Here is a 25,957-nt window from a genome sequence, read left to right on the forward strand (position 1 = left end):
GTAAATGTTTACAAAACAAAAGGCTACAACGAATCTAAAGTGTATCAGTTCGAAATTCCAAATTATGGTGCTGATGGTACTGAGCAAATAGCAAAAGCATTAGGTTATACAAATAATGCAAAAGTAAAAGTGATTTGGGACGAAAATGCAGCCGATTTATACACGTTGGATGGTAAATACATTATGACTTGTTTACCAGCGATGAAATCAGTTCAATCTCATGCAGAATTAACAGATGAATTTGCAAATGGTTTAGATCATCAATTAGGACGAAAAAAATCACAAACAAAAGCAATAGATGAGTTTGAAATGGCTTTAAATGATGCTTTTCAAGAGTTAGGCTATAGCCAATCAATGGCATTTGGTGGAAATAAAGAAAGTTACAACGGCTCTCAAATCGAAACAGAAACGAAAAAAATCAATAATAAACAAACTAAAACCAAACAGCGAGTTGACCGCGACTTCAACGAAAGCGAATGGTCTTAGTTAAATATTTAATAAGTATGACAAATTTAACACAAATTCAGAGAACAACCGACATTCCACAAGCAATGCAACGCTTTTTGGACGAAAGAGGTGTAAAACAGCCTGAAATCGTAAAATTATCAGGTGTAAACAAAGCCACAGTTAATTTAATTTCTCGTGGTATTGAATTCAACGGAAATACTCGTATTTCTGATAAATACTATAAACAAATTGCGAATGCAATTGGGTTGAAATTAGAAAAAGCCTATTGGCAACACTTCAATACGTTCAATTTTAAACAAGCAATTTTAACGTTTGAAAACGCTCGTAAAAACAAAGAACGTCGAGGTATTGATGGTAATACAGGTCTTGGAAAAACGTACGCTGCAACTGCTTTCAAAAAGAAATATCCAGCAATTGTAACCTTAGTAAAATGTGATGAAATTGCTAATACAAAAGAGTTTGTTATTTCAATTGCAGAAGAATTAGAAGTACCAACTTTCGGAACAAAACACAAAATTTTGAAAGCAGTTGTTGAGAAATTAAAGTCGAAAGATGAAGCGTTTTTGATTATTGATGAGTTTGAGAACTCTAAAAAAGGAATTATCCCTGTAATCAAGTATTTGGCAGATGAATTAGAAGGTGTTGTTCCAATCGTAGTGTTGGGTATTGATGTTGAAAAAATGCTTTCTAATGCAGCTAAAAAAGAGAAACAAGGTTTCATACAGGTTAATCGTCGTTGGTCTTTCGGTTGGACATTTTTTAACCAAGATATTACAGAGGACATCGAAAATATTTGCGAATTAGTAGGTATAGAACGTAAAACGGTTATCAATTGGTTAAAAGCTCGTGTTCGTGATTTTGGTTCATTAGAAAATATCATAACTGCTGTATTAATCGAGCACGAAAAAAGCGAGGAACCAATTACAACGGAAATGTTAAACGAATTATTCGCAAACTAATGGGAACACTTTATTTATCTAAAATGATGCTTGTTTATCGTAACGAAAAAGGCAGAATAACAAAAGTTTACACAGGACAATTTGCTTTTGATATGATTGGCGAAGAGCCAGTAAATGTAGAAAAATAACAATAGAATAAAATAAGCGGGATAAAACCCGCTTTTGGTGGTAAAAAACAATAAAATAACAGTATGGAAGCATCAATAATGAACAAGCCAGCAAGTGAAATGTCAGTAGACGAATTATTGGCATTAGCAAACCAAAAGCAAGAAGCTGAATTGAAACAAGCAAAACAACGTAAAGACGCTTATTTCGCAGATAAAAACAACTTTCTGAACGATGTTGTATCAAAATATCAAGAAGTACAGGATATTTTGAAAAGTTTGAAAAAAGAAGCGATTACACACGCCGAAAACTTCAATCGTTTAATGTACGAAATTGAAAACAAGGCAGTAAAAGACGCTAAATCGTTCAAGTTAGAAAATGAAACTGTTCGATTAATGGTTGAAGAAAAAGAATTATTCTCATTCACAGATGAAGCAATTGTACACATTAACTCTATTCGTGACATTTTCCGTAAAAAATTCGAAGGGCGTAACAAAGCTTTTTACAATTTATTAGATGGTATTCTGATGAAAAATTCAAAAGGAGAATATGATCCAAAATTGTTGACAAAAGCACGCAAACAAGTGAAAGAAATCGGAGACGAAGAGTTGATTTCTGAATTTGATAAACTAACAGATTGTCAAAAAGTGGTTGGTTCTGCTAAGTATATCCGAGTATATACAAAAGACGCTGAAACTAAGAAATGGAATGATATAACGCTAAACTTCTCAAGCTTATGATAGTTAATATTCTATTTGGATTGTTTGCATTCGTTATGCTGTCAATCCTTGGTGTAGTGGTTTATTTTTCTAACAAAGCAAATGACAAAATATGAGTGTTGAAATTACAAAAGTATCAAGCGAAATGTACATCGTAAATGGAAAATCAATGTTATTGGAAAACTTAATATGGAAACCTCAAATTGAATGTTTGACAATAGATGAAGAAATTGCATTTAAACAGCGTTTAAACGCTGATTTATTCAACGAAAAGAATATAAACTATGCCACTATCGGAAATATACGTTATCGACGATCTGACAAATGAAAAAATAAAGTTTGATTCGATGAAGGAGGTTGCAATTTTCATTAGTGAGTTATTAGAAATTGAAGTAGATATGAGAATTCTCTATCGTAATAAATCTCGTAAAAATAGAGCCTATAGACGTTTTTATATCACTACAAATGAAAATTTTAAACCTCGAATATTTACATCGTCAAAGCTAAGACCAAAAAATAAAGCGGAGTTTAAACCAAGTTTAAACAAGCAACTAAAACAAAAATGGTTCACAAAAAAGACACGAATCATTAAATAATCATCCTGATCGGCAAACTCCGAGGTTCGAGTCCTCGGCAGGAACAATCAAAACCAAATAAATTATGTTGAACACTTATGAAAATCTAATGAATTTGAGAGATAAACGGAGTATTGTTTTAACAATTGCGACAAGAACAGGTATAAAAGAAGCTGATTGTTGGATTAAGTTTAATAATTGGATGCTGAACTGTAGTGTGCTAAAAAAAGAATTGCACAAATATAATTCAGATGAATTGGATAAACTTATTAAGCAATTTAGAGGATTAGAAGCTAATTATCGCAAATCAGCAACAAAAACAGGAACTAAAGCATGGATGCACAAAAATAAGTTCCAACCATTAAGTCAAAATTAAAAAAGACTTGAGACGCAACATATCCCAAGCCCCATTGACCACGGCAAAGATATTTTAAAAAACGTCTCATACAATGGCATATAATCGCAAAAATTATTTAAAAAGAGTTCTCAAGGTTCAGCAAATAACCCTTGAGCATCGTGCACAAGGGTTGTATTTTAAAGAGATTTTTCATCAACACATAGAAAATCAATTTAATATCTGCCAAAGGACTTATGAAAATTATTTAGGCGTAAATGCTAAAAAACAGCTCCGAGAGTTTGACAAAATTGAAAATACAAACCAAATCACGCTGTTTTAATGAGAAAAATTAAACTAAAAATTGATTACGAGGTATTAAGAGCCTTAATCAATATCGTAATTAACGGTCTGAATGCGCCGTTCTTTGACAATCAGGAAGAAAAATTTAAACAATCGGTTAAAGCTGATTTGTTTGTCATGTTGAGTAAAAAATCGGTGGCTCTGAATCTTAAAAATTTGACTTTAAAGTATCATGAAGCATACCTTTTACATCAAGAAATAGGAAAGATTTCGCACACTTTAGAAGTGTCAAATTATACCAGTCTGAAAGTACTCAATTTATACAGCGAATTAGATCAGTTTTTAACCCAAAATTTACAAATAAGATGAAAAAAATTAAAGAAATTATATTAAAATGGTTAGGTATAGATACCATTTTAGTAAGATTAAGACGTTTTGATTTAGTTTTCAAAACTTATGATAGAAATTTCAGACTAAATGAACATGAATTACGATCTGTAAATGAAGATTATTCAAATCTCAGAAAGCATTTAGAATTTCTAAATTCTAATTTTTTTTGCAGCTGTAGATGTAGCAAGTTCAGTTCATGATTTTAGTTCTGTAGTGATTATTCGCAAAAGAGCTTCTGGAAAAGATGATGTCGTTTTCTACGAGTTACAAACGAGAGATATAGAGCATGTAATGAGTATTATGCAAGGTTTTGGACGTAAAAATACTGTTATTGGTACTTCTGTTGTAAAAAGCAAACCTCCTAAATTTAGATTTTAAGATGTACCTGATTTTATCATTAAAACACACGAAAAAAGAAGATGAATCGATTACTTTATGGAGAAGTAATAACCAAGGTTATTGTAGTTATTTAGAAAGTGCTGGACAATATGAAAATTTTATAGAGGATTATCATAATTCAGAAGGAAATATACCTATTAATCAGACAATTTTAAACAAATTAGATAAAATACAAAGTTTAAATGATTACGGAGAACCTGTAACTTTTATACATAATTCCAAAAAGAATCATTCAATTTTAAAAGTTGAATTTGTAAAAAGGAAACTATGCAAAAAATAGATTTCTCAGAAAAACTAAACGAAAAGCCTTCCTATTTTATATACAAAATTTGGGAAGGCTTTTTCCGTAATAATCTCCATCGATGTGATTATTATTACAATCAATTTTTAGACGGTTATCAGTTACAATTTGGCAAAGAATGGGATAATATGGACGAGGACAATTTACAGAGTTGTCCTAAATTTCATACAATACGTTCTAAAACAGGATTGTTAACGGAGGATTGCGAACTGCAATTAGTCATTAACAAAGGAACTCCAAATGAATTTACGTTTACGCCGACGCTTTATGTCCGTTCAATACAACAAATTTGGATGATAAACGAACCCGAAGGCTTTGGCTTTACTGTAAATATTGACGGAATTATCCGAACTGATGCTTTGATTGAACAACTCGCAATCAATGATGGTTTTGAAAGTTTAGAAGCCTTTAAAACCTATTTTAAACAGAAAATGATAAATGGCTCGTATTCGGGATTTATCATTCATTGGACAAACTTAAAATATTAGATGATGAATAACATAATGATAGACATCGAAACGCTTTCAACAGAATTTGACGCTGTAATCTTATCCATTGCAGCTGTCCGTTTTGATATAAGTACAGGAATAAAAGATGAAGATAATTTTTACACCAAAGTTGATAAACAAAGTTGTATTGATTTTAATCTAAAAATGAATCCTGAAACAGTAGATTGGTGGATGCAACAAGAAGATAAAGCACGACAAGAGTTTTTATCTACTGTAAATAGAAAAAACATTAAAGATGCTTTAAAAGATTTATCCAATTTTATTTTAGAAACGGACAAAGTTTGGAGCAATGGAGCAACCTTTGATTTGGTTATTTTACGAAGTGCTTACAAAGCTTGTAAATTGAAATTACCGTGGGAATTTTACAACGAGCGAGATGTACGTACACTTTCAGATTTAATTCCTACAATCAAAGAAAATGAACCTTTTGTTGGTACAAAACACAATCCGTTATTTGATTGTATGCACCAAATAAAATATTGCAGTAAAGTATACCAGCAATTAAACTTAGAAAACACTCATTAATTTGAGTTTTTTTTTTATTTTACGGGAAACCGTAATTATATAAAAGAATAATTATTAAATTTAAAACAAAAACTATGGAAATATTTACAGCAACTGGTCGAAGTGGTTCAGTTGAATTATTTGAAGATAGAGTAATTATTAAAAAAAGATTTGGAGGATTACAACGAAAATTTATCTCTGGAGATATTGAAATATATTTAGATAGTATAAAAAATCTTAATTTTAAGAATGCTAATTCTTTAACTTATGGTTTTATTCAATTTGAAACTGCTGAAAATTCAAAAAAACTATCGAAAGGTAGTTTAATGATGGGACCCACTGATGAATTTTCAGTTATTTTTACTAAATCACAACAAAACGAATTTGATAATTTAAAAAGTAAAATTAATCAACTTCGTAATAAACCTAAATCTGTAATTCAAGAAACATCATCTGCTGATGAATTATTAAAATTTGCAGAGCTTAGAGATAAAGGTATCATTACAAATGATGAATTCGAAGTGAAGAAAAAACAATTATTAGGACTTTAAAGATGAAAAAAATATTACTCATTTTAATTGCCTTTATATCAGTAAATAGTTTTGCACAGGATAAAGAGTACATTGAAAAAATCAGAAATTTGAGCACTAAAGAAGATGCTATAAAAGTAGGTTGGGATATTGTAAAATTAATGCGTGAAAAGTTTGTGTTAAAAAATAATCCAAATGAAGATGAAAAAGGATTAACTTTAATTTATCTTAAAGCGAGTACTGTTGATTCGTTAAGAAAGATAAATCCTAATAAAATGGAATTTCCACCCGAAGATGTAATTCAAATCTTTTTTACAAAAGAAATAAAAGGAGGTAATGTTTATTTAGAAACAAATGGGGTTCCTTATTATAGTTTTTATGGTGTAAGCTATAAATATTTAGATTTATTTCCATATTGGCAAAAATATTTTAGATCAGATGCGACAATTGAAAGTACCGTTAATGAAGCGAGAAATTTCGAACAAAGAGAATATCATTGTAAAGAAATAGAACTATTTTGTAGATATAGATTCGAAAGTAATAAAAGTTATTGGAATTTAAAAAGGGTTCATTAATGAAAAAATTACTACTTTTTATTTTGATTTCTTTTAATTGCAATGCACAAAGTTTGTACGATGCAAAAGCCAACGAAAAAGTAAGCTACAGAGATTCTGAATCGTTTTCAGTTTCATTTACAAAATCATTGTACGGCTTAACATTTGAGCAAAACGATAGAAAATTAAATAAAGATTTGAAAACAAAAATTGAGCGATTTATGAAAAATACAAATCGCCCAAAATTTAAAGGACAAGGTAAATTTACCTTAGACATTATCAAACGTAATAATCAGTTTTACGTGGTTGAATCTCAAAAACCTGAAAAATTATTAGAAATATAATTATGTACACAAAATTTGAAGATATTTTAAGAAATCATATACTTAAAAACCCTAACGAATTAAATCAATTCCTATTAACAGAATTTAGAAATAGTGCATTTCAAACGTATTATGGTTTTTTTGATTCTTATTTAGTCGGATATGGAGTTTCAAGTATCAATTTTTGCCCAACATATGTTTTATCTAATGAAGATACAGGTTATATCAAATTTTTAGATAAAAATGTATTTAATCATTCAACAGAATACTTTATGCATATAGGACGTAAAACAGCTTGTCAAATAGCAGTTGCAAATAAACTTGTTGATTTGTTATCCTCTATTAGTTTAGATGATTTAAGAAAATTTGATAAAGAAAAAGCTGATTTGTTATTATTATAAATCATAATCAATTCTTTCAACCAAATTACCTGAAAGTCGCACTTTGTCATACGAACCCTCATGGATATTTCTTTGAGGGTTTTTTCGTCCCATATACGAGCATTCGTATTCTAAAATATAGATGTCGACAATCGAATCCATTTTATTAAATCCCTCTTTTGTCAATTCTAATTTGCCTGTATGTTCAGATTCAAAACCATCTAAAACAAGATGTACTTGGTCGATGTAATTCAAGAATTTTAAACCTAATTCTCGGTTAAGAGAAATGTTTGATGTATCTCGTAATTGCTCATAAGCCAAACGAAAAGTTACAGTAGCTGTTGGAGGTTCTGTGGTATGATCAATATCCCAATCAACGAAAAGAGAATTATCTCCAAACAAATCAAAATTATCTTCGTCCAAATCTTGACCTGCATAAATATCAATGTATTTTGGTGGCGAAACACCTTCTTTTATAAATTCATCTAAAACTGATTCAGATTCGAATTTTGCAGTTATTTTATTATAAAAATCTTTCATTTTAAATGGTGTTTAAACATTGTTTAACTATTTAGAATTTTGTCGATTTCACGTTGTGTTAAACGTTCAATTCTTCGCATTAATAAAGCAGACTCTCCTAAAAATTGACGTTGAGGATAAGTCGTATTCATTTTACGAGTGTGTGCCTTAACAGTTGTCGTCCCATTAGAAACTCGTTTTTTCAGTACACGTCCTGTACGTTCGCTTCTTGCACGTTTGGTTACTTTTCGTGTATGAGATTTAACTCGTACAGTTTTATTAATCGTACCACCGTCATTGTGTATTTGTGCATACGGGACATCTGTACCAATGGTTACAGAATTACGAGTATAACTTAGTTTACGAATAGATCGTTTTAAACGTCCTGATTTTGTCATTAACGAACCTCTGTCTTTTCGCTCTCGTTTTTTCCATGCTACACGAGAGCGGTCAACCCAGTTTTTCTGTACAAATCGTTCTTTAGAAAAGTTAACCGCTTCGATAGCTACCATGTTGGGAAACTTCTCGTAAAGTTTCCCTAAGGCTTTTAATTTTCTTAGATAATCCGACATAATTAGGCGTTTTCAGCATCAATAATCAATCGCATAAACATTTCCTTCATCCAAGCTTCAAATTGGTCTTTTGTCATTCCTTTGCCACTCTCATTTTTAATATGAACATCACCTTTGCTAAATGCATCAATTTTGATGTCTATTTTCTTCACTTGATTAGCAGAACCAGCAACTTTTTTAATATCGTCTTTTGTTTTCTTAGAACCTTTACCTAATTTTTTGCCATTTGCATCAGTAGAACCTCCCAAAGGTTTTGGTTGATATAAACTTGCTTTTTCTGCTAATGCTTTAAATCCTGCACTATTTTGTTGATCTTCGAGTATTTTTGCCAACATAGGTTTAGTTTTTCCCGTCTTTTCATCAATTGTTACAAGATTGTTATTATCTCTAATCGATTTGATTTTATTCAAAGCTGAATCTGCAATTCCTGTTGGATCAAATTCAGAAATCATTTCAAAAATCTGTTGCAATGGTTTTAAGAATGTGTCCATTAAAACAACACCTATACGTTTTAAACCTCCAATTATTCCATCAGTTTTAAAAGCATTTACAATACTATCCCAATTGTTCTTTATAGCCATAAATCCATTTACAACCCAACCAATCGGACCGAGAAATTGTAACAATGCTGCTCCCCATTCGTCATATTTGTAAATTGCTATTGCTATCAAAGCAACTAAAGCAACAATTGCAGCTATAATCAATCCAACTGGGTTAGCATACATTGCAACATTAAGTAAAGTTTGAGCTGTAGCCCAGCCTTTTGTTAATAACGTAGCTATTCCCATTACAGCATTATAAGTTCCAATACCTGTAGCCAAACCTAAAATTAATGTTGCTAAAATAGAGACATAGGGATTTCCATTTCTAATTTCAGTAAAAAACCAAATAAACGGTTGTATCATCCCTGTTGTAACATCTGCTAAAAACATTATAGATGCTGTTATATTATCCATTCCGATTGCTTGAATAAGATTAGAAAAACTATCAACTATACCTGCTTTTAATTGTCCAAGAGCTCCCTCAAATGTTTTAGTAGATTTAGCAGCCTCTACAGCAATTGGATCAGTTCCTAAATCTAACAAAGCCTTATTAAATTCGATTGCTGATATTTGACCTTCTTCCATTGCTTGCCTAAAATTACCAGTAAATGCACCATTTTTCCGTAAAGCTTCTTGTATTTTTCCACTCGCTCCTGGAATAGCATTTGCTAACTGATTCCAATCTTGAGTAACCAATTTACCCGCTCCATTGGCTTGGGTTAAAACTAATGCAACCGACTTATAGGTGTCAGCATTTCCTCCAGCAACCGCATTCAGATTTCCTGCTGCCTGTGTAAGAGCTGAATAATTTTGTACACCATTTGCAGCTAATTGTGCTGTTGTATTGGCAATTGTTTGCAGATCGTACACCGTATCATCCGCATACTTTTTTACTTCGCCACGAGCTTTTGCAATAGCAGATGAATTGAACCCACCAAATTGCATAGTTTGTTCAAACTTGGTTAATGAATCTACTGCATCAATAGCTTCGCCACTCAATTCTTTAATTCCGTTAACAGCCATCGACATAACTTCCATACCTATACCAGCACCTAAGCCAAAATTGAAACTATTGTTTAAATTTTCAATTTGTGATGTATCAATATTTGGTAATCGTAACGAGTTTAATCTTTGTTGTGCCGAATTAACTGTAGAATTAATTCTGTTTTGTGCTCTACTCAGCGCATTATTAAACAGTCTATCAGATAGTTCTAATAATATTTCTAATTTACTTCTACCTGCCATATTAATTTATTTTGTATATTTGTATCAAGAAAAGGTTAAACCCGATAGGCTCACTGCTTGCAAAGTCTTCACCGTTGGGGTTTAACCTTTTTCTTTTATTAATAATCCGCTTCTTGTAGTTTTTTCCTCTTTCATTTCAAACCATGTTTTTATTTCAAGATTTGTATTATTCATTTCACATAAAACAACAATTGTTTTATTCTTATAAAACTTAATGTATCTTAAGGTTTGATTTTTTTTGTTATTTTCTCTACTTAACCAAACTTCATCAGGTTTAGAAATTATATTTTTAATATGAGGAACTAATTGATGACGTTCTTCTTTGATATAATGTCCTTTAGTATGTCTTTTAAACACTTCTTCAGGAAGAATTAATTTTCGTTCAAAATAATCTTCAAACCCCATGAAATTTTTATTTCCTTTAGTTTTTCCTGTTACTTTGAATAATTCACTTACATTATCTTCTGTAATTGATTTGTCCAGTTTAATTGGTTTTAAATCTTTTTTAAACTTATCATAAGCTTCTAAGTGATATTTATCAAAAGACATATCATTGATTTTTTTTGACATTCCTTTTATATCAGCATAAAATTGTTCAGTTGTAAATACTTTTCTTAGATCACCTCTATTTATAGCGAATTGAGAATCCTTCCATTTACCATCTGAACGCATCATTTTTTCTACAGCTTCATTTCCTGATGTCACATGATCTGGTTTACTTGGCAATTGAATCATTTCACAACGACAACCGTAACCATTCGGTGGAAAAAGTTTCATTGCTTTTTTATCACTTAAATTAAAAACTAACCCTTCTAATTTTTGATGTTGACTTCTAACTCTTGAATCTCCAACAGTCTGATATTGTACAAAAGGAAAATCATCTATTTCTGACATAAATTTATTATATGCAGCTGCGTTTTGTCCTACCGAAATAGACAGATTATATTCAGCTAATAACCATTCTTCGTTAAATTCGGATGTTTCTTTTAAAGCTAATTTTTTGAAATCCTCAAATGACCTGATTTGCAACTTCTCTTTATCAATGAGTAAATCTGTCATTGCAGCTAAACGAGCCTCGGTTTTACTTTCAGCAAATTCAAACAAATTGAACTCCATCATTTGATACGCCAAAGTATCGGGAGTGTTCCAACCCGAAGTAACGCCGTAACCTTGTTTTAAACCTTCTACTAAATGCAAGGCTTCTTTTGCAATCAATCGCCCTTGTGTGCCTAAACTATCCTCATCGTTATAAGTTTGTTTTGCAAGCTCTTCGTTCAGTCTATCCAAAAACGAAGGTTCATCGCCATTCGCTACAGGATGAGTTCCACAACAATTATGAATAGTCGGGACGTTTCCAACTTGCAACAGTTTTACCTGTATTCTTTTGCTTGGGATTGTTGTTTTCTTCATCTTGTTGATTATTTTGATTAGTGATGATTTGGCGTTGTTTTTTACCTGTAATTGGCACATTGAAAGTTGTAGATAGCCATTCAGGGTCTACTTCATGATCTTGTAAAATTCCTTGAACGATATTCCAATATTGTTGCAAGTCGATTTCCTCTTTCGATTCTATCCATTCTAAAACATCATCGTTAGATAATTCAGAATATCCCTGTGCAATTAATAATGGAATTAACTCATCATTTACATTGAAAGATATATCACGTCTATCTGCTTGTGATATTTTGAAATCTAACGATCTTTCGTGTACTTCTGTTTGCGAACGATTCGCTGCATTTGCTGTTAATGTATTTGATCCAACAATTACAGCAGAAATCTCATTACTGTTTTGTTCAATGAATTTTGAATAAACATTGTAAGCATCGGTTCTATTGGCTTCATCAAATTTGATGGTTGTACCTTCTGGAAAAACTCCGATACTTGCTTCTGCTAATGCCAATAATTGTTCTTCAACTTTATCTAAATGCTCGTTATCACTTCGATTAGTTGTTGCAGAAACTAATGGCATTCCAAATTTTTCGCAAAACTCTGCCCATGATTGCGCAACATTTCTTTTCCAAATGATGTTCGGAATTATATTATTAATCAATCCTAAATCATCATCACCCAATTGTAAAACCCAATTTTTATGCATTGGGTCTGTGTAGTCAATAAATGTTTGAGAATTTAAATCGGGATAAATACGTTTATAATTAGTTGCTGTATTTCGTTTTGGAATTTCTCTAAATTCAATTTTATGTCCATCAAAATTCTGAAATTCGATAACTTTTGCACCTCTTACTATTGCGGTTGTGTATAAAGTCAGATAATCAAAAAACCATTTTTGTTGAAATAATTCAGTCGCTTGTTCGTTTATTTCGCCTGTTCGTTTATTTCTTATTTGATAACCTGTACTTAAAGTTGCAGAATAACGCAATTGTTCTTGTGCTTTCAATGTTGCATCAATACCTAAATCATCAATCAAATCGGCGTAAGTATTAAATCTCGGATGCTCGTGTAAACTTACAAGCATTAAAGACTGTCTCCATTTATCAATATCTTTTCGAGATATATCTTTGAATGATTTTGCAATTTGGTCGATTACACGATCAATATTTTGGTTTTTTCCACTTCTTTTTCGTGGAATAGTTGAAGCTATGTTTTTAGGCGTTTTTGACGCGTTAAATAAATTATTAAATAATTTCATCGTTAAAATTTTTAGAATAGCTTAAAAGCGAGTTTAAACACAGTTTAAACAATTATTAATACTTATGATTTTGTTGTTTGTATCTGCTCACAATACGAATGCTTGATTTAGCCTTGCCTGTATCTTCATCAACAATTTTTGGTAAATCTGCACTTGCTTCTCCTTTTGATATAGATTTTAACCATTCCAATGCATCAGCATAACGGTCTGAACGATGTTGAGGAATTTTATTAGGAGCTAAACTTGTGTACAAATGATACAAAGCACAATCAATCGTTATCATTACAATAAATGAATTTCTTTCTGTTCCTTGCGCTGAAAAGATTTTTACAGTATCATAAAAACCATTGATGTAATTTTTGATTTGATCAATCGCCATTTGTTCTGCACCAGCTAATTTTGTATCAGAATAATTTTCAACTAATATTCCTTTGATTTCTTTGCGAATTAAAACGCTGTAATCATCTTCATTAATAAAACTCATTTTAAAATTTGTTTTTTTTGCGTTGGTTTATCTTTTTTCTTGAAACAGTACGAGCCTTGAATTTTTCAATAAATGATGCTTTATTAACTTCTGCCATTCCTGATTGTAAAAAATCGGGTCCGTCATCATTTGCTGTACTACCTTTTTCGAATGCGTACAATTGATCTTCCATTGTAGCGTAATCGTTGGACTCTTTAAATTCTTCGTTAAAGAATACATTTAGTCTTTCGAAGAAACCAGCCATCGATTCGATACGGTCATATTTATTAATCTTTGATTTCTTATCAGCAACTACAGGAATGTAGTAACCTCGTTCCTCTCCAACTAAGTCAAAATCGTTAACAAACTCATCCATTGCGAAAAGTCCTTCAATCAAATATTTGATGTTGTATTTTGAAAGATTATGTTTCTCATATAAATCATAAAGCCATTCTGCAACTGCTTTACGAGTAGATTGTCTAAGAAAACAGAATATTAAATGATACTCTTTGTCTTTTCGCCCAATTAATCCCATTCCTTTGTAATCTCCTGCGTCTTTGTAGGATAAATCGCCATAAAAACAAAGCGCATCATACTGATCGAACCGTAAACGTTTTTTGTATTGGATAAATTCAGGTTTAAAAATTTCACCATCTTGTATATGTTTGTGCATATACTCACGCATAAATGAGCGGTACGGTGTATTATCATACTTTTGTCGCCAATATTCTGCTGATGTTTTTTCTTTCCAATTCGGTTCAAATGTTACTAATGATTTTACAGCTGCAACTGTTAATATAAAATGTTTAACCTTTCGACCAGCTTGTTTTGCTTTTTCGTTGATACGGTTAAATTCTTGTTTAAGCTGGTTGATAATTGTGTTTTTGTGGAAATTGTTATTTGCTACAACAAAGCGTTTTCTTTTCGCACCTTCATCAAAAGTACCTTGTAAATCTTCCCAAACCCACTCATAAGCTCTACGAGATAATTTCTCGTTGTTACATAGTTTCTTCGTGTCAACATCATCAACCACAATATAATCTGGACGTTGTGCACCTTCACGAAGTCCACGAACCGACTGACGAAAACCACGAGAAACAAAACGAACACCGTCAATGGTAGAAAAATCTCCCTCAGCCCAATCTCCATACTTAAAGCGTTTACCGTAATCATTGATTAATCTTGGATTATGCTGTAATTGAGCTTGAATATCTGAAATCAGTTTTTTTGCCTTATCAACGGTTTCACCAATCAATAACATGAAAAACAAATCCTTTTTCACTAAATACAAATACAAAGGAATTCCCATATCCAAATGCACGGATTTAGCACCTGATCGATAGATTTCACCTAATAATGAGCCTTCAGGATTATCAATAATTAACTTGGCTAACTTCTTATGAAACCAAGCACATTTTGATTTAGCATACATTTGAAAATGATATTCAAACCAAGCGACATAATCCTTTTCAAGTTCATTGATTCGTTTGATTTTTTCTTTTGGCGTTTCATTGATGTTGACAGTTGCCGATTGCTCAATTTTCCGACAATGTTCCTCATACTGTTTAAGTATTTTTTCAAAACTTTTTGTCATTATTCCTCTTGATTAATTCGGTATTGTAAAAAGCGTTTATGCCATTCTGTAAATTCAATTGCTAAGCGTGGTTCTTGGTCTGCCATCCAATTATCAAACTCTTTGAAAACCGAAAAAATGACTTGTACAGAGGTACGAGATGAAAGGGTTTCAATTACTTTACTAACTTTTGCCAAAGCATCTGCGTCAATAGTAGAGTTTTCTCCACTTGCAATACTTTTTAGCTCTTTCATCAAGACTTCTTTAATCTTATGAGGAGCTGCTAAAAATTCATTTCGTTTATTATCCCAGTTCCCTTCTTTGCGCCAACGTGAAAGCGTTTGTTCAGAAACTCCAACCAATGGAGATATTTCTTTTGCAGTTAGTCCATCTTCTATAAATAGTTTTTCTGCAAGCTCTTTTTTTGCTTTGTTATTGATATTTCCACCTCCTTTAATTACCTCCATTTTATTGGCTTTTATTAACAAAATTCTTTGATAATCAAGTGATAATCTAATAAACCCGAAAGCCTTGCCGAAGATTTAGGAAAGACCCGAAAACCTTTAAATATTTGCTCAATAAAATTTCAAAAAAGTGATTTTAGCAGTAGATGATAATGTAATTAGAGCAATAGGTATTATTTGGGAAGGTGACGGTGTTTACTTCACACGTGTACTTAATGAAGTTGAACGATTACACAATAATATAGTTATCAAACTCCACACTTTCGGAGGTAGTGTTTTCGATGGAAACTTGATTTATAATGTATGTAATGCATCTACAAAAATTGAACGACTTGAAATTATTGGTATAGCTGCATCGATGGGAGCGATAATCAGTCAATCTCGCAAAAATGTTTATATGGTTAGAAATGGATTTATGATGATTCATCCTCCATCGGGCTATGCTAACGGTACTGCAAAAGATTTAAAAGCAACGGTAAATCTATTGGAACAAATGGAGAAAAACTTTTGTAATGATTTGAGTGCAACTACTGGAAAAACTACAAAATGGATTCAAGAAAATTGGTTAGATGGTTCTGATCATTGGTTTTCTGCGGAACAGGCATTGAAAGAAAACTTAATTGATGGGATTATTGAAAATGAAACAGAGGTTGACCGATTTGACCCATCAGAAATAGAAAACGAAAACGAGGTTTATGCACGTTATGCAGCCTTGTATATTCCAAATATTACTAATAATAAAATTGAAACAGACGAAATGAAAAAAGAAGTCATTGAAGCTATGAATTTACAAGGCGTGAACGAAAACAGTTCAGATACAGCAGTAATTCAGGCACTCGTAACGAGATATTCAGCTTTAGAAAAGAAAGATGAAGATTATAAAAAAGAACTTGCTGATTTACAAGCAAAACTTGACGAACAATCAAATGGAGCTGTTGCATCTATTATTGCTGAAGCTGTAAAAGCTGGTAAAATCAAAAAAGAAGATGAGCCAACTTATGAGGCTATTGGTAAAACATCAGGAATAGAAGCTTTGCAAACAGTTTTTGCAAATATGAACACTCGTAAACCTATTGCTGGTCAAATTAACGGTGGAACAGACGCTAATTTAGACAGAGCAAGTTGGGATTTTGATAAATGGCAAACAGAAGACCCACGAGGTTTTGAAGCTTTGGCAAAATCAGATCCTGAAAAATTTAAAACATTGTTTAACGCTAAATACACAAAATAATGGCTGGAGTATATAGAGAAATTTGGACAGGCGAATTAGTCGAAGGGTTTAGACCTTTTGTTGACGCATCATTTTTAATCAACATTACTGACTATTCTGAATTTGTTACAAGTTCAAGAAATGGAGAAAATGAGGTAATTCATTTAGTTGATATTGGTGCTGATCCTGAGGTATTAATTAACAATACTGCTTATCCAATCGGTTACTCTGAATTAGAAGATGGCGACATCGCATTCAATTTAGATAAGTATCAAACAGTAGCTACAAAAGTGACAGATGATGAGTTGTATGCTATTACTTACGATAAAATTGCAAAAGTAAACGAGAAACATCGTTTGGCAATTCTAACAAAGAAATTTGGTAAAGCTATTCATGCAATTGCACCAAAATCGAAATCAATCGATACACCTGTAATTGGAACGTCTGGTGCAACAGAAGCTGGAAAAAAAGTTGCGACTTTGAAAGATATTATTGATTTGGCAAAAGCAATGACTGATGCAGGTGTACCAAATGATGGTAAACGAATTTTAGTTTTAGACGATTCGCATTTATTTGATATTCTGAAAGAAGATACAAACCTGTATAAAAATTATGTCAATGTAGCTACTGGTCAATTATTGCCGTTGTTATATGGTTTCAAAGTGTATTCGTACGGAAACAATCCTTTTTATGCAGGAACTACAAAAGCAAGTTACGGAGCTGTTTATGACGATGCTACTCACAGTAAAGCGTCTATTGCATTTTATGCACCTGATATGTTCAGAGCAGAAGGTAAAACGAAAATGTACTTCGATGAACCTGATACACAAACTCAATCATCAGCAGTCAATTTTAGACACTATTATTTAGTAGCACCTAAAAAAGACCGTGCAATGGCTGCATTAGTAACTACAAAAGCTTAACTATGAAATTACAAGATCAAGCCAAAAAAATATTTTCTCAAAGCTCACATGATGAGCTTTGGGCAAACCCATCAGGAGAGTTCTTCAGTTCAAAAAATCTTGCTGAACTGAGTTTAAATAAAGGTCAAAAATTGACTTCATTCAAACGTGATGATAAAGCGTCTGAAAAACAAGAAGTAAAGGAAGATTCAAAAGATAAAGCAAATGAGCAATCTTAATGGAGTTACTACTAAAAAAGGAAAAGTTGGTGCAAATCGTACCAATAACGAACGTGCTGTTTCAGGATTAGTTATTGCATCGGTTGTATTGGCAGGTTTAGGGTTCAATACACCTGTAACCATTTACAATGTTGAAGATTTAGACCAATATGGTTTAGATGCAGATTTTGACAAAACAAATAATGTTAATGTTTACCGTCATATTTCGGAGTTCTACAGAATGGCTGGCGCAGGTACTGAATTACATTTTATGTTAGTTGAGCAATCATCAAACCTTAAAACGTTAGTTCAATCTGAAAGCGTAAAAACATTATTGGCTTATGCAGATTATGAAATTCGTCAAATTGCATTTGCTCTTAATCCTACAGAAGCACCAGCAGTTGTTGACGGAATGCCAACCGATGTTATTGAAGCAATTCCATTGGCACAAGCATTAGCAGTTTGGGCATTTGAGCAAAATATGCCTTGTCAAATCTTTTTAGAAGGTTATGGATTGGACGGAAATTCGAATGTTGTGGAGAATTTACGAGCAATCGAAAACGTAGAAGCTACAAAAGTTTCAATTGTAATTGGTCAAGATTGGAAATATGCAGATTCTAAAACAGGTTTAGCACAAAATTTTGCTGATGTCGGAACTATTTTAGGAGTTTGCTCGTCTGCAACTATTGCGCAAAACATTGGAGACAATGAAGCATTTGATTTGAACGATTCAACAAAAGACGCTTGGATGATTGCGGGTTTATCGAACCATAAAAAGAATTCAGAAATCTATTCACAGCTTCAGACTTTTGAAGATAAAGGATATATTTTCGGTTTGTCTTACGCAGGATTAGCGGGAATTCGTATCAATAACGATCATGTTTGCGCTCCAATTATTGTTGACCAAGAAGGCAATATGAATGAGCATACAATTGCTTATGGACGTGTAATGGATGATGCAATTCGACAATTACGATCAGTTTATTTACCTAAAATCAAAAAGACTTATCCAGTTGATGAAGAAGGTAAATTATTAACTCGTGCTTTAGTTTCTTTAGAACAAATTGGCGATGATGTTTTTGATGAAATGCAAAATGCAAATGAGCTTTCACTTGGAAAAACAACAATTGACCCTGATAGTGATTTACTCGTAAAAAAAGAATTGCTTGTAAGTTACAAGATTGTACCAATGGGAACACTTGGAGAAATTACAGGAACTATTAACATTAAAAATAGTTTATAATGGCAAAAATTACACGAAACGGAAAGTCATACGATAGTGTTGATGTAAAGTGTAACATCAACGGTGTTGATATTGAAGTAACATCATTAACATACGGAAATGAGCAAGAACATCAATTAAATTGGACGCTTGGTTCATCAGAAGCAACCTCTTGGAGTACAGGTAAAAGAACGCCTAACGCTTCTATGGGAGTAATGATGCACGATATTACACCATTAGAAACTGCAATGATTGGTAGAAGTATTTTAGACATCAAACCATTTTATTTGATTGTCTCTTTTACAAACGAATACAATTTACTTGTAGTAGATCGTCTTTTGGTAAAATTTACAAAAGAAGGTCGAGAAGTTACAGGCGAAATGGGGCTTAAAATGGATTATCCATTATTTGCTTTGAAAGTAGACCTTAACATGAAAGCATAGTTTTAAACCCTTTTTAAATACATTTTAAAATGTCAAAAAATCAAAAAGAATTAACACCTGAACAAATTGAAAAAGCAGGTGGAGAAAATAATTTACGTCGATTAACATTAGTAGATTCTAATGATAACGAAGTTCAAGTAATTGCAAAAGTTCCAAGTAGAACAACCATTGGTGAATATTTAAAATTTGCTAATGTTAATCCAACTAAAGCACAAGAAATCTTGATTAATCAATCCTTGCTTACAGATAAAGATTTGGTTAAATCAGATGATTTATTGTTTTTATCTGCTGTAGCTGGTATTGCTGAGATCATGCCATTGGGAACTGCTAAAGTGGAAAAGTATTAACCGATTGTACAGGACTGATAGAAGATGATGGGTATGATCAAATTTTTAAAATCAATGCTTATATCTCTCATTTTCTACACATACCATTTCCTGAACAATTGGATGATGATACTTGGGCGATAAAATGGGCACAAGTGAAATGGTTAGCAGATAAAGGCATTTTGTCTTTGAGTAAAAAAGAAATAGAATAGAAATGAAGAAAACTCAAATAAACCTTTCCGCTCGTTATGCAGCTGCTTTTGGAGTAGTTTCTATGATTGATAAAGTAAAAATCAATGAACAACAAACTAATGATTATAGTTTAGATTTTTATCCTGCTCGTTATTCTGATTTTGAAAAAGTAGCTTTTGAAATCGATTTTACAGAAAAGGATGGAAAGCGTTACACTGAAAGTCTTGAGTTTTCAACGGTTTTAACTGGTGCTTGGGGTAATATTTTTGCACCGCCACTAATGATGACTTTTTCACAAGAAAAGTCTTTGATAGAAACAGAGGTTAATGATGATGATCCTGTCGTAATTGAGCGTTGGGGAACTAAACCATGGAATATTGAAATTAAAGGATTATTGATTGATTTAGATGAGCGTGTTTATCCAAATGCTGAAATTGAGCGATTAAATACTTTATGGTCGAAAAATACAATAATTGCAGTTGAAGGTTTACAATTCGATGAGAAAAATATTGATGCAATTTATTTTAAATCGATTGAATTTTCACCGCTTGAAGGTTTTCAAGATACTATACAATTTAGTATTAGTGCAAGTTCTATAAAATCAGTTGCATTTACGCTTGGTAAACCCGATGTGAAATTTGATTTCGGATCAGTAGAAGTATTTCAAGAAGACGGAACAGTTTTTTGATTATGAATTATTTGTATTACAATATTAATCTTAAAATCAAAATCGGTAAACGAGTTGAGTTTTATCGTTGTCAATCTATCCAAATAGAACGAAGCGTTCAAACTTTGATAAATACAGCTAAAATCATTTTACCTCGTGAATATCGAAATGCGGTTGATGAAAACGGAAACGCAGTTGATTTACACGGAAAATCGATTTTAGATTTTATTAAGCGAAAAGATAAAGTCGAAATTTCTTTCGGTTATGACGGTCATTATTCAAAAGAGTTTGTCGGTTATGTAACTAAAATAGGTGCTGATGCTCCGCTTGTAATAGAATGTCAAGACGAAATGTTTATGCTAAAATCGGCGAAACGTTATTCAGGATATTTTAAAACAGGAAGTGTAAAAGATATTTTGAAAGCTGTTATTCCTTCAAAATATGAGGTTGTATATGATGCAAATTATTTTGTTGGAAAATGGAAAATAGAAGATGCTACGCCTTACGAAGTTTTATCTGAATTGAAAGAAAAAGGATTTATCCGTGCATGGTTTAGTAATGATGGAAAATTAAACGTTGGGATGATGTTAGATTTTAAACCTCGCAAAGTTCACTCTCTTAATTTTTCGCAAAACATACGCCGAGGCTCTGATATTAAGTTCGAACGAAAAGATGCTAAACAGCTTTATTTAACTGTAAAATCTGATCAGAAAGACGGTTCAACTATTCAGCATTCTTTCGGAGAAAAAGGAGAAAACGAATTAACAATAAGTCGTCCTGGTCTAACAAAAGCAGAGTTAAAATCTTTTATCGAAAATTTTTATAAAGCCAAAGTTTTTGATGGATTTGATGGAACGATAAACACGTGGTGTTATCCATTAATCAAAGAAGGTGATGCTGTTGATGTAGTACGTCCGTATTATGAGGATAGACATCAAGATGGACGATACTTTGTTGAAAGCGTTACAATAGATGTGAGCGGTTCTGAAGGTATTCAAAGAGCCTTAAAAATTAGTTATAAGTTGTAATTATGGAATTTGAAGAATTATTTGAAAAAGCGGTAAAAGGTGCAAATAAAAAAGGAGTTCGACGATTTCCAATAATGATGCAAACGGTAACAGAAGTATCAGAAACAACATGTACAACGGCTGATGGTATTGATGATATTCGATTAAATGCAATTGATGCAGATTTAGATTCTAAAATTACTATTTATCCAAAGATAGGTTCTAAAATCATTTATGGACGATTGAATGATACGGATGATTTATTTGTATTGAAATACTCAGAAATAGACCGAATTGTTATCAAAATGGATAAACAAATCTTTGAAATGAAAGATGGAAAATTCAGAATATTAAATGCTGAAACCAATCTTAAAACTGTTTTAAACGATTTGTTTTCTACTCTCGAAAATGCAATAATTCAGACGCCAAGTGGAGCTGGTAAATTCATTGATTTGAATAAACAAAAATACAAATCTTTAAATCAACAAATTGATAAACTTTTATTCTAATGGCTTTAAATGACGAACAATTAGTACAGGATATTATTTCGATTCAAGACGAAATGATTCAGTCAGAAAATTACGAAGAAAGTAAACGTATTTATGCTGAAAAATTGATGCAAGCAATTAAAGATTATCTAATGTCATCAGTCATTCAAATTACAGGAACATCGAACCAAGGAGCTTTTACAGGACAAGGAAAAATAGAGTAATGAAAGATTTAAAACGTACAGATTCTCAAGATTTAGAAATTGGAAATGGTGACTTTGTGATCGATGAAAGTGATCAACAACATATCGAAGATATTTTCATCGCTCAGAAAGGAGAATTTAAAGAATTTCCTCAAGTTGGATTTGGTGCAATAAATTACATCAAAACAAACATTTCTCCTTACAAATTTGAAAGAGATTTAAGAATACAATTAGAATACGACAATTACTCGAATCCTACTATTGACACAACAAACGGTATTGAAAATACACAAATTACAATTTAATGGATTGGACACAAATATTCGTAACGATTTTAGGATACTTATTGGGTGCGGGAGGTTTAGTTTTTTGGTTTTTAGAACGAAGAAAATTTAATGCTGAAGTATCAGCAGTTTTAGAAAGTGTACAAGCTTCTAAAATTGATAATGACGTAAAACTATCCAATCATTATAAAGACATCTTAGACGATTTGAAACAACGATATGAAGATAGGTATCAAGAATATGAAGCATTGATGCAATCAAAAGAGAAGATTTTGAAAGAAGAAATTTCAATGTTAAATCGAAAAATCAAAATGCTAAAAACTGAAAATATCGAGTTGCGAAAACGTATTGCAGAACTTGAAAAACAAACGAAACATGCAAATCAAAATCCTACATAACCAAACGCTTTTAGATATTTCCATTTATCTATTTGGAACGCCTATCGGAGCAATGTCGTTGGCAATTGCGAATGATATTAGTTTAACGGACGATTTGGAGGTTGGAACAGTTTTGCAAGTTCCTGAAAATACAGATTTCGGACAAAGGCTAATCGCTGAATATTTCCAAAACAAAGGATTAAAACCTGCAACAGGAATAACAACGATTGAGAAAGAAATAGAAACGCCAAGCGGTATTGATTACTGGGCTATTGAAGTAGATTTTGTAGTACAATAAATTATGAGTGTAGAAAATTATCAAAGAGAAATGATTTTGGCAAAAGAAGCCAATCAAAGTTTAGAAGGTTTGACTTCTACATCCAAAACATCTACTTGGCGAATGATGTTGTACATCATGGCGTATTCAGTTGAACAAATTGCGCAATTATTTACTTTACATCGTTCCGAAATTGACACCAAAATATCAACGCAAAAAACTCATCGTTTACCTTGGATTCAAAGTTTATACTTGAATTTTCAATATGGTTTTGAATTAATCAAAGAAAAGGATTTGTTTGACAATACAAATGCAGCTGATGAAGAAATCGAAGCTTCAAAAATAATTAAATATTGCGCTGTTAACGAAAGTTCAACAGGACGTGAAGTTATTATCAAAATCGCGACCGAAAAAGATAATATTTTATCGCCGTTGGAAGCTGATAAGATTGAGGCTATTTACGAATATACAAAGCGAGTAAAAGGTGCAGGAGTTCCGTATCGAATCATCAATTATTTGCCCGACAGATTAAAATTAAATATCAGGGTGTTTCGTGATCCGTTAGTCATCAACGCCAACGGGATGGATATTACTTCGGCGAAATATCCAATACAAGAAGCCTTACAGGAATTTATGAAAGAGTTGCCATTTAATGGCGAATTGCGCATACAAGACTTAGCAAATAAATTGGAAGCGGTTACAGGTGTTAATCTCGTTTCGGTTGATTTAGCTCAATCATGTTGGATTAATGCTACAACTAATAACTACGGCGATTGGACAACAATCGACGTTCGTCGAATACCTGAAAGTGGCTATTTCACAATCGAAAATTATAACGATATACGCTATGAAGTTTAACATTGATTTTAATAAGCTCGTGGTTTTACTGTTGCCTACTTTTATGAGGCAACCTCGAATCATCGCTTATTTACGTTCGGCAATAGCTCCAGTAGTTAGCATTCATTATAATTTTTTAGTCAAACGAAATGATGATCATTATAAGTTAGATCACAATTGGCAGGTATGTTATTTAGAAGCTGCTTTGAATGATCGTTTTGATATTTCGGAACGACGTATCAAAATAGTTGAGGGAGATCGATTTGAACGAAAATACATCTATACAGAAGGTGAAAAAAAACCAAAATATTTAGGAACTCTTTTCATTCGTCCAAGTTCCGATTATGGCGATGATAGTTTCGATTTTACGGTCGATATGAATGGCGTAAGTGCAGACATCTATGATGTTGAAGCACAGGTTAAATTTTACAAATTAGAAGCAACACGATTTAATATTATCAATTTAAGATAAGATGAATAAAATAAATGTACAACAAACAGGAGGTTTTCCTCTCGAAACCGATACGTTAAACGCTATGCAAAATGCGTATGACATATTCAATTCATTGGGTAATATCATTGCGCCTTTAGCAATTGTAAAAGGTTGCGAGGTTGTAGGAACTACAGTTGCGAATGGTATAGTTTACATTGATGGCGAAGTTTTAGAGTTTAGAGGTGGTCAAGCTGGAGCAACAGTTATCGTAAAGGAAGAAACGAAAGCTAAAAACTTCGAAAATGGTGAGAATAAAATCGTTTATAGAACTCGATTTGCAACTTTCGGATCAAGCGTACAAACGACAAATTACAATTGGACTGACTTTCACCGACCAATGTCAATCAAAGAAATTCAAAAACGATTGATGCCTGTAGGTTGTATTGTATTGGATTATTACGGAAAGATTGAAGATATACCTGCTGGTTATCAATTATGCGACGGAACGAATGGAACACCCGACCTTCGAGGAATGTTTATCGTAGGTTATGATCCTGAAAATGCAGATTATAAAACAATTGGAAATACAGGCGGTGCAAAAGAAGTAACGTTAACAACCGATCAAATGCCAAAACATAAACATAGTGGTAGTACTTCAACAGATGGAGAACATGCACATAGTTATACAGCGGTAACTTATGGTGGAAATAATAATTTCAACCGTGGTTCTAATGGTCAAGATTATAACGGAACTACAAGTCGATCAGGAAATCACTCACATACTTTTGAAACAAATGAAGTCGGAGGTAGTCAAGCACACGAAAATAGACCGCCTTTTTATGTATTGGCGAAAATAATGTATAAAGGTTAATATTATGGCTTTAGATAATAATACACAAATTACTGATAGAAATACAATTAATAATTGGTTTAAAACAGGTTTAAAACCAAATCAACAACAATTTTGGTCTACGTGGGCTTCTTTTTGGCATAAGTCAGATACATTACCAATTGGATCAATTAAAGGGCTTGGTGATTTGATTGACGGTAAAGCTGAGACAGAACATACACACAACGAATATGCTACTAATGATGCGACTTCATTAACACCACAAAATGTAACTTCGTGGCAAAATAAATTAGGAGTTAATGATCTTGATTATGTTGTGATTCCAACAGAAGATGCAACAGTAGAAAGTCATCCGTATGTTGTTGTTATTGATGATGAAGGGAAGTCAGCAAAACGAAATGCAACTGATTTCGGTAAAGTAGATACAATAGATGGCATCGAAGCTGACGAAAATAAAGATGTAAAATTAGGTGCGGTTCGAAAATCTGAATCTAATGAGGTTGAGGCTGGTTTTGATTTACATCAAAAAGATGGTGCTTCAATTGGTGTTGATGCTAATGGGCTGAAAGTTTATAAAGGAGGTATTACAGCTACTTTTGGAACTACAAGTATTTATGTTGATAATTTAGTTCCTGATGCTGCA

40 protein-coding genes and 1 pseudogene are annotated in these 25,957 nt (G+C 32.3%); 33 read left to right on the forward strand and 8 right to left on the reverse strand.

Annotated features, from left to right (window positions below):
- The 16 genes from N5D90_RS15480 to N5D90_RS15555 all read left to right on the forward strand — a co-directional run.
- On the forward strand, positions 1-486 hold a 486-nt coding region (locus tag N5D90_RS15480), incomplete at its 5' end, for a hypothetical protein (protein ID WP_280063171.1).
- A gap of 17 nt (positions 487-503) precedes the next feature.
- A complete protein-coding gene (locus N5D90_RS15485) occupies positions 504-1,427 on the forward strand; it encodes an ATP-binding protein (RefSeq protein WP_280063172.1) in 924 nt (307 codons plus the stop codon).
- Positions 1,427-1,555, forward strand: a complete 129-nt coding sequence (locus tag N5D90_RS15490; protein ID WP_280063174.1) for a hypothetical protein — start codon at positions 1,427-1,429, stop codon at positions 1,553-1,555. Before N5D90_RS15485 ends, N5D90_RS15490 begins: the two co-directional genes overlap by 1 nt.
- A 63-nt stretch (positions 1,556-1,618) precedes the next feature.
- Positions 1,619-2,272, forward strand: coding sequence for a DUF3164 family protein (locus N5D90_RS15495; protein ID WP_280063176.1), 654 nt, complete (start codon positions 1,619-1,621; stop codon positions 2,270-2,272).
- A 91-nt stretch (positions 2,273-2,363) separates the two neighbouring features.
- A complete protein-coding gene (locus N5D90_RS15500) occupies positions 2,364-2,579 on the forward strand; it encodes a hypothetical protein (protein WP_280063177.1) in 216 nt (71 codons plus the stop codon).
- A 332-nt stretch (positions 2,580-2,911) separates the two neighbouring features.
- A complete protein-coding gene (locus N5D90_RS15505; protein WP_280063179.1) occupies positions 2,912-3,202 on the forward strand; it encodes a hypothetical protein in 291 nt (96 codons plus the stop codon).
- Between the two features lie 73 nt (positions 3,203-3,275).
- Positions 3,276-3,503, forward strand: a complete 228-nt coding sequence (locus N5D90_RS15510; RefSeq protein ID WP_280063181.1) for a hypothetical protein — start codon at positions 3,276-3,278, stop codon at positions 3,501-3,503.
- Positions 3,503-3,832, forward strand: coding sequence for a hypothetical protein (locus tag N5D90_RS15515; RefSeq protein ID WP_280063183.1), 330 nt, complete (start codon positions 3,503-3,505; stop codon positions 3,830-3,832). Before N5D90_RS15510 ends, N5D90_RS15515 begins: the two co-directional genes overlap by 1 nt.
- A gap of 234 nt (positions 3,833-4,066) precedes the next feature.
- A complete protein-coding gene (locus N5D90_RS15520; protein ID WP_280063184.1) occupies positions 4,067-4,231 on the forward strand; it encodes a hypothetical protein in 165 nt (54 codons plus the stop codon).
- A gap of 1 nt (position 4,232) precedes the next feature.
- Positions 4,233-4,532: a hypothetical protein gene (locus N5D90_RS15525; protein WP_280063185.1), complete on the forward strand. Its 300-nt coding sequence runs from the start codon at positions 4,233-4,235 to the stop codon at positions 4,530-4,532.
- Positions 4,520-5,041 (forward strand): hypothetical protein, encoded by a 522-nt coding sequence (locus N5D90_RS15530; protein ID WP_280063186.1) that lies wholly within the window; start codon positions 4,520-4,522, stop codon positions 5,039-5,041. The genes N5D90_RS15525 and N5D90_RS15530 overlap by 13 nt, the downstream gene beginning before the upstream one ends.
- Positions 5,042-5,587, forward strand: coding sequence for a 3'-5' exoribonuclease (locus tag N5D90_RS15535; RefSeq protein WP_280063187.1), 546 nt, complete (start codon positions 5,042-5,044; stop codon positions 5,585-5,587).
- Between the two features lie 74 nt (positions 5,588-5,661).
- Positions 5,662-6,117, forward strand: coding sequence for an SHOCT domain-containing protein (locus N5D90_RS15540; RefSeq protein ID WP_280063188.1), 456 nt, complete (start codon positions 5,662-5,664; stop codon positions 6,115-6,117).
- A 2-nt stretch (positions 6,118-6,119) separates the two neighbouring features.
- A complete protein-coding gene (locus N5D90_RS15545) occupies positions 6,120-6,671 on the forward strand; it encodes a hypothetical protein (protein WP_280063189.1) in 552 nt (183 codons plus the stop codon).
- Positions 6,671-6,994, forward strand: coding sequence for a hypothetical protein (locus N5D90_RS15550; protein WP_280063191.1), 324 nt, complete (start codon positions 6,671-6,673; stop codon positions 6,992-6,994). The genes N5D90_RS15545 and N5D90_RS15550 overlap by 1 nt, the downstream gene beginning before the upstream one ends.
- Before the next feature lie 2 nt (positions 6,995-6,996).
- Positions 6,997-7,374 carry a hypothetical protein gene (locus tag N5D90_RS15555; protein ID WP_280063193.1) on the forward strand — a complete coding sequence of 126 codons (378 nt, stop codon included), beginning with the start codon at positions 6,997-6,999 and terminating at the stop codon, positions 7,372-7,374.
- On the opposite strand, the gene N5D90_RS15560 is transcribed toward N5D90_RS15555, so the two are convergent.
- The 8 genes from N5D90_RS15560 to N5D90_RS15595 form a co-directional block, all read right to left on the reverse strand.
- On the reverse strand, positions 7,369-7,893 hold the full coding sequence (locus N5D90_RS15560; protein ID WP_280063194.1) for a hypothetical protein: 525 nt from the start codon (positions 7,891-7,893) through the stop codon (positions 7,369-7,371). The two genes, N5D90_RS15555 and N5D90_RS15560, sit on opposite strands and share 6 nt — an antisense overlap.
- Positions 7,894-7,916: 23 nt before the next feature.
- A complete protein-coding gene (locus N5D90_RS15565) occupies positions 7,917-8,444 on the reverse strand; it encodes a phage virion morphogenesis protein (protein ID WP_280063195.1) in 528 nt (175 codons plus the stop codon).
- Positions 8,445-8,446: 2 nt separating this feature from the next.
- Complete coding sequence (locus N5D90_RS15570) at positions 8,447-10,231, reverse strand: tape measure protein (protein WP_280063196.1); 1,785 nt, start codon at positions 10,229-10,231, stop codon at positions 8,447-8,449.
- A gap of 81 nt (positions 10,232-10,312) precedes the next feature.
- Entirely contained in the window at positions 10,313-11,641 is a 1,329-nt protein-coding gene (locus tag N5D90_RS15575) for a PBECR2 nuclease fold domain-containing protein (protein WP_280063197.1), read from the reverse strand.
- Positions 11,565-12,878 (reverse strand): DUF935 family protein, encoded by a 1,314-nt coding sequence (locus N5D90_RS15580; RefSeq protein WP_280063198.1) that lies wholly within the window; start codon positions 12,876-12,878, stop codon positions 11,565-11,567. Before N5D90_RS15580 ends, N5D90_RS15575 begins: the two co-directional genes overlap by 77 nt.
- Before the next feature lie 55 nt (positions 12,879-12,933).
- Positions 12,934-13,362, reverse strand: coding sequence for a phage protein Gp36 family protein (locus tag N5D90_RS15585; RefSeq protein WP_280063200.1), 429 nt, complete (start codon positions 13,360-13,362; stop codon positions 12,934-12,936).
- Between the two features lies 1 nt (position 13,363).
- On the reverse strand, positions 13,364-14,935 hold the full coding sequence (locus tag N5D90_RS15590) for a hypothetical protein (RefSeq protein ID WP_280063201.1): 1,572 nt from the start codon (positions 14,933-14,935) through the stop codon (positions 13,364-13,366).
- Positions 14,935-15,381 (reverse strand): phage terminase small subunit-related protein, encoded by a 447-nt coding sequence (locus tag N5D90_RS15595; protein WP_280063202.1) that lies wholly within the window; start codon positions 15,379-15,381, stop codon positions 14,935-14,937. Before N5D90_RS15595 ends, N5D90_RS15590 begins: the two co-directional genes overlap by 1 nt.
- A 127-nt stretch (positions 15,382-15,508) precedes the next feature.
- On the opposite strand from N5D90_RS15595, the gene N5D90_RS15600 reads away from it, so the two are divergent.
- The 17 genes and pseudogenes from N5D90_RS15600 to N5D90_RS15680 all read left to right on the forward strand — a co-directional run.
- Entirely contained in the window at positions 15,509-16,609 is a 1,101-nt protein-coding gene (locus N5D90_RS15600; protein WP_280063204.1) for an ATP-dependent Clp protease proteolytic subunit, read from the forward strand.
- Entirely contained in the window at positions 16,609-17,511 is a 903-nt protein-coding gene (locus N5D90_RS15605) for a hypothetical protein (protein ID WP_280063205.1), read from the forward strand. The genes N5D90_RS15600 and N5D90_RS15605 overlap by 1 nt, the downstream gene beginning before the upstream one ends.
- A gap of 2 nt (positions 17,512-17,513) precedes the next feature.
- A complete protein-coding gene (locus tag N5D90_RS15610) occupies positions 17,514-17,729 on the forward strand; it encodes a hypothetical protein (RefSeq protein ID WP_280063206.1) in 216 nt (71 codons plus the stop codon).
- Complete coding sequence (locus N5D90_RS15615) at positions 17,716-18,951, forward strand: DUF2586 family protein (RefSeq protein ID WP_280063208.1); 1,236 nt, start codon at positions 17,716-17,718, stop codon at positions 18,949-18,951. Before N5D90_RS15610 ends, N5D90_RS15615 begins: the two co-directional genes overlap by 14 nt.
- Positions 18,951-19,373, forward strand: coding sequence for a hypothetical protein (locus tag N5D90_RS15620; protein WP_280063209.1), 423 nt, complete (start codon positions 18,951-18,953; stop codon positions 19,371-19,373). The genes N5D90_RS15615 and N5D90_RS15620 overlap by 1 nt, the downstream gene beginning before the upstream one ends.
- A 29-nt stretch (positions 19,374-19,402) precedes the next feature.
- Positions 19,403-19,720, forward strand: coding sequence for a hypothetical protein (locus tag N5D90_RS15625; protein WP_280063210.1), 318 nt, complete (start codon positions 19,403-19,405; stop codon positions 19,718-19,720).
- Positions 19,721-19,913: 193 nt separating this feature from the next.
- Positions 19,914-20,579 (forward strand): DUF6046 domain-containing protein, encoded by a 666-nt coding sequence (locus tag N5D90_RS15630; protein WP_280063212.1) that lies wholly within the window; start codon positions 19,914-19,916, stop codon positions 20,577-20,579.
- Positions 20,580-20,581: 2 nt separating this feature from the next.
- Positions 20,582-21,586, forward strand: a complete 1,005-nt coding sequence (locus N5D90_RS15635) for a hypothetical protein (protein ID WP_280063213.1) — start codon at positions 20,582-20,584, stop codon at positions 21,584-21,586.
- 2 nt (positions 21,587-21,588) lie between these two features.
- Positions 21,589-22,074 (forward strand): hypothetical protein, encoded by a 486-nt coding sequence (locus N5D90_RS15640; RefSeq protein WP_280063214.1) that lies wholly within the window; start codon positions 21,589-21,591, stop codon positions 22,072-22,074.
- Positions 22,074-22,277, forward strand: a complete 204-nt coding sequence (locus tag N5D90_RS15645; protein WP_280063216.1) for a hypothetical protein — start codon at positions 22,074-22,076, stop codon at positions 22,275-22,277. Before N5D90_RS15640 ends, N5D90_RS15645 begins: the two co-directional genes overlap by 1 nt.
- Entirely contained in the window at positions 22,277-22,561 is a 285-nt protein-coding gene (locus N5D90_RS15650) for a hypothetical protein (RefSeq protein WP_280063217.1), read from the forward strand. Before N5D90_RS15645 ends, N5D90_RS15650 begins: the two co-directional genes overlap by 1 nt.
- The gene (locus N5D90_RS15655) at positions 22,561-22,938 is read left to right on the forward strand and encodes a hypothetical protein (RefSeq protein ID WP_280063218.1); all 378 of its coding nucleotides are present in this window, start codon (positions 22,561-22,563) and stop codon (positions 22,936-22,938) included. The genes N5D90_RS15650 and N5D90_RS15655 overlap by 1 nt, the downstream gene beginning before the upstream one ends.
- Entirely contained in the window at positions 22,916-23,215 is a 300-nt protein-coding gene (locus tag N5D90_RS15660) for a hypothetical protein (protein WP_280063219.1), read from the forward strand. The genes N5D90_RS15655 and N5D90_RS15660 overlap by 23 nt, the downstream gene beginning before the upstream one ends.
- 3 nt (positions 23,216-23,218) lie before the next feature.
- The gene (locus N5D90_RS15665; protein ID WP_280063220.1) at positions 23,219-24,052 is read left to right on the forward strand and encodes a nucleotidyltransferase; all 834 of its coding nucleotides are present in this window, start codon (positions 23,219-23,221) and stop codon (positions 24,050-24,052) included.
- The gene (locus N5D90_RS15670; protein WP_280063221.1) at positions 24,042-24,503 is read left to right on the forward strand and encodes a hypothetical protein; all 462 of its coding nucleotides are present in this window, start codon (positions 24,042-24,044) and stop codon (positions 24,501-24,503) included. Before N5D90_RS15665 ends, N5D90_RS15670 begins: the two co-directional genes overlap by 11 nt.
- A 1-nt stretch (position 24,504) precedes the next feature.
- Positions 24,505-25,335, forward strand: a complete 831-nt coding sequence (locus N5D90_RS15675) for a phage baseplate protein (protein ID WP_280063222.1) — start codon at positions 24,505-24,507, stop codon at positions 25,333-25,335.
- A gap of 4 nt (positions 25,336-25,339) precedes the next feature.
- Positions 25,340-25,957 (forward strand): annotated as a pseudogene (locus N5D90_RS15680) (hypothetical protein); the annotation flags it as partial.

The sequence above is a fragment of the Empedobacter sp. GD03797 genome (assembly GCF_029842105.1).
GTDB lineage: Bacteria > Bacteroidota > Bacteroidia > Flavobacteriales > Weeksellaceae > Empedobacter > Empedobacter falsenii_C.

Bases quoted from the DNA above. Each gene is read 5' to 3' on its own strand.
- N5D90_RS15675 (WP_280063222.1), top strand. From the start codon at position 24,505: ATGAATAAAATAAATGTACAACAAACAGGAGGTTTTCCTCTCGAAACC.
- N5D90_RS15635 (WP_280063213.1), top strand. From the start codon at position 20,582: ATGAATTATTTGTATTACAATATTAATCTTAAAATCAAAATCGGTAAA.
- N5D90_RS15485 (WP_280063172.1), top strand. From the start codon at position 504: ATGACAAATTTAACACAAATTCAGAGAACAACCGACATTCCACAAGCA.
- N5D90_RS15500 (WP_280063177.1), top strand. From the start codon at position 2,364: ATGAGTGTTGAAATTACAAAAGTATCAAGCGAAATGTACATCGTAAAT.
- N5D90_RS15625 (WP_280063210.1), top strand. From the start codon at position 19,403: ATGTCAAAAAATCAAAAAGAATTAACACCTGAACAAATTGAAAAAGCA.
- N5D90_RS15610 (WP_280063206.1), top strand. From the start codon at position 17,514: ATGAAATTACAAGATCAAGCCAAAAAAATATTTTCTCAAAGCTCACAT.
- N5D90_RS15575 (WP_280063197.1), bottom strand. From the start codon at position 11,641: ATGAAGAAAACAACAATCCCAAGCAAAAGAATACAGGTAAAACTGTTG.
- N5D90_RS15540 (WP_280063188.1), top strand. From the start codon at position 5,662: ATGGAAATATTTACAGCAACTGGTCGAAGTGGTTCAGTTGAATTATTT.
- N5D90_RS15615 (WP_280063208.1), top strand. From the start codon at position 17,716: ATGAGCAATCTTAATGGAGTTACTACTAAAAAAGGAAAAGTTGGTGCA.
- N5D90_RS15525 (WP_280063185.1), top strand. From the start codon at position 4,233: ATGTACCTGATTTTATCATTAAAACACACGAAAAAAGAAGATGAATCG.
- N5D90_RS15560 (WP_280063194.1), bottom strand. From the start codon at position 7,893: ATGAAAGATTTTTATAATAAAATAACTGCAAAATTCGAATCTGAATCA.
- N5D90_RS15665 (WP_280063220.1), top strand. From the start codon at position 23,219: ATGAGTGTAGAAAATTATCAAAGAGAAATGATTTTGGCAAAAGAAGCC.
- N5D90_RS15495 (WP_280063176.1), top strand. From the start codon at position 1,619: ATGGAAGCATCAATAATGAACAAGCCAGCAAGTGAAATGTCAGTAGAC.
- N5D90_RS15620 (WP_280063209.1), top strand. From the start codon at position 18,951: ATGGCAAAAATTACACGAAACGGAAAGTCATACGATAGTGTTGATGTA.
- N5D90_RS15505 (WP_280063179.1), top strand. From the start codon at position 2,912: ATGTTGAACACTTATGAAAATCTAATGAATTTGAGAGATAAACGGAGT.
- N5D90_RS15490 (WP_280063174.1), top strand. From the start codon at position 1,427: ATGGGAACACTTTATTTATCTAAAATGATGCTTGTTTATCGTAACGAA.
- N5D90_RS15650 (WP_280063217.1), top strand. From the start codon at position 22,277: ATGAAAGATTTAAAACGTACAGATTCTCAAGATTTAGAAATTGGAAAT.
- N5D90_RS15555 (WP_280063193.1), top strand. From the start codon at position 6,997: ATGTACACAAAATTTGAAGATATTTTAAGAAATCATATACTTAAAAAC.
- N5D90_RS15670 (WP_280063221.1), top strand. From the start codon at position 24,042: ATGAAGTTTAACATTGATTTTAATAAGCTCGTGGTTTTACTGTTGCCT.
- N5D90_RS15515 (WP_280063183.1), top strand. From the start codon at position 3,503: ATGAGAAAAATTAAACTAAAAATTGATTACGAGGTATTAAGAGCCTTA.
- N5D90_RS15510 (WP_280063181.1), top strand. From the start codon at position 3,276: ATGGCATATAATCGCAAAAATTATTTAAAAAGAGTTCTCAAGGTTCAG.
- N5D90_RS15535 (WP_280063187.1), top strand. From the start codon at position 5,042: ATGATGAATAACATAATGATAGACATCGAAACGCTTTCAACAGAATTT.
- N5D90_RS15590 (WP_280063201.1), bottom strand. From the start codon at position 14,935: ATGACAAAAAGTTTTGAAAAAATACTTAAACAGTATGAGGAACATTGT.
- N5D90_RS15640 (WP_280063214.1), top strand. From the start codon at position 21,589: ATGGAATTTGAAGAATTATTTGAAAAAGCGGTAAAAGGTGCAAATAAA.
- N5D90_RS15580 (WP_280063198.1), bottom strand. From the start codon at position 12,878: ATGAAATTATTTAATAATTTATTTAACGCGTCAAAAACGCCTAAAAAC.
- N5D90_RS15660 (WP_280063219.1), top strand. From the start codon at position 22,916: ATGCAAATCAAAATCCTACATAACCAAACGCTTTTAGATATTTCCATT.
- N5D90_RS15605 (WP_280063205.1), top strand. From the start codon at position 16,609: ATGGCTGGAGTATATAGAGAAATTTGGACAGGCGAATTAGTCGAAGGG.
- N5D90_RS15550 (WP_280063191.1), top strand. From the start codon at position 6,671: ATGAAAAAATTACTACTTTTTATTTTGATTTCTTTTAATTGCAATGCA.
- N5D90_RS15530 (WP_280063186.1), top strand. From the start codon at position 4,520: ATGCAAAAAATAGATTTCTCAGAAAAACTAAACGAAAAGCCTTCCTAT.
- N5D90_RS15630 (WP_280063212.1), top strand. From the start codon at position 19,914: ATGAAGAAAACTCAAATAAACCTTTCCGCTCGTTATGCAGCTGCTTTT.
- N5D90_RS15585 (WP_280063200.1), bottom strand. From the start codon at position 13,362: ATGAGTTTTATTAATGAAGATGATTACAGCGTTTTAATTCGCAAAGAA.
- N5D90_RS15655 (WP_280063218.1), top strand. From the start codon at position 22,561: ATGGATTGGACACAAATATTCGTAACGATTTTAGGATACTTATTGGGT.
- N5D90_RS15565 (WP_280063195.1), bottom strand. From the start codon at position 8,444: ATGTCGGATTATCTAAGAAAATTAAAAGCCTTAGGGAAACTTTACGAG.
- N5D90_RS15595 (WP_280063202.1), bottom strand. From the start codon at position 15,381: ATGGAGGTAATTAAAGGAGGTGGAAATATCAATAACAAAGCAAAAAAA.
- N5D90_RS15645 (WP_280063216.1), top strand. From the start codon at position 22,074: ATGGCTTTAAATGACGAACAATTAGTACAGGATATTATTTCGATTCAA.
- N5D90_RS15545 (WP_280063189.1), top strand. From the start codon at position 6,120: ATGAAAAAAATATTACTCATTTTAATTGCCTTTATATCAGTAAATAGT.
- N5D90_RS15570 (WP_280063196.1), bottom strand. From the start codon at position 10,231: ATGGCAGGTAGAAGTAAATTAGAAATATTATTAGAACTATCTGATAGA.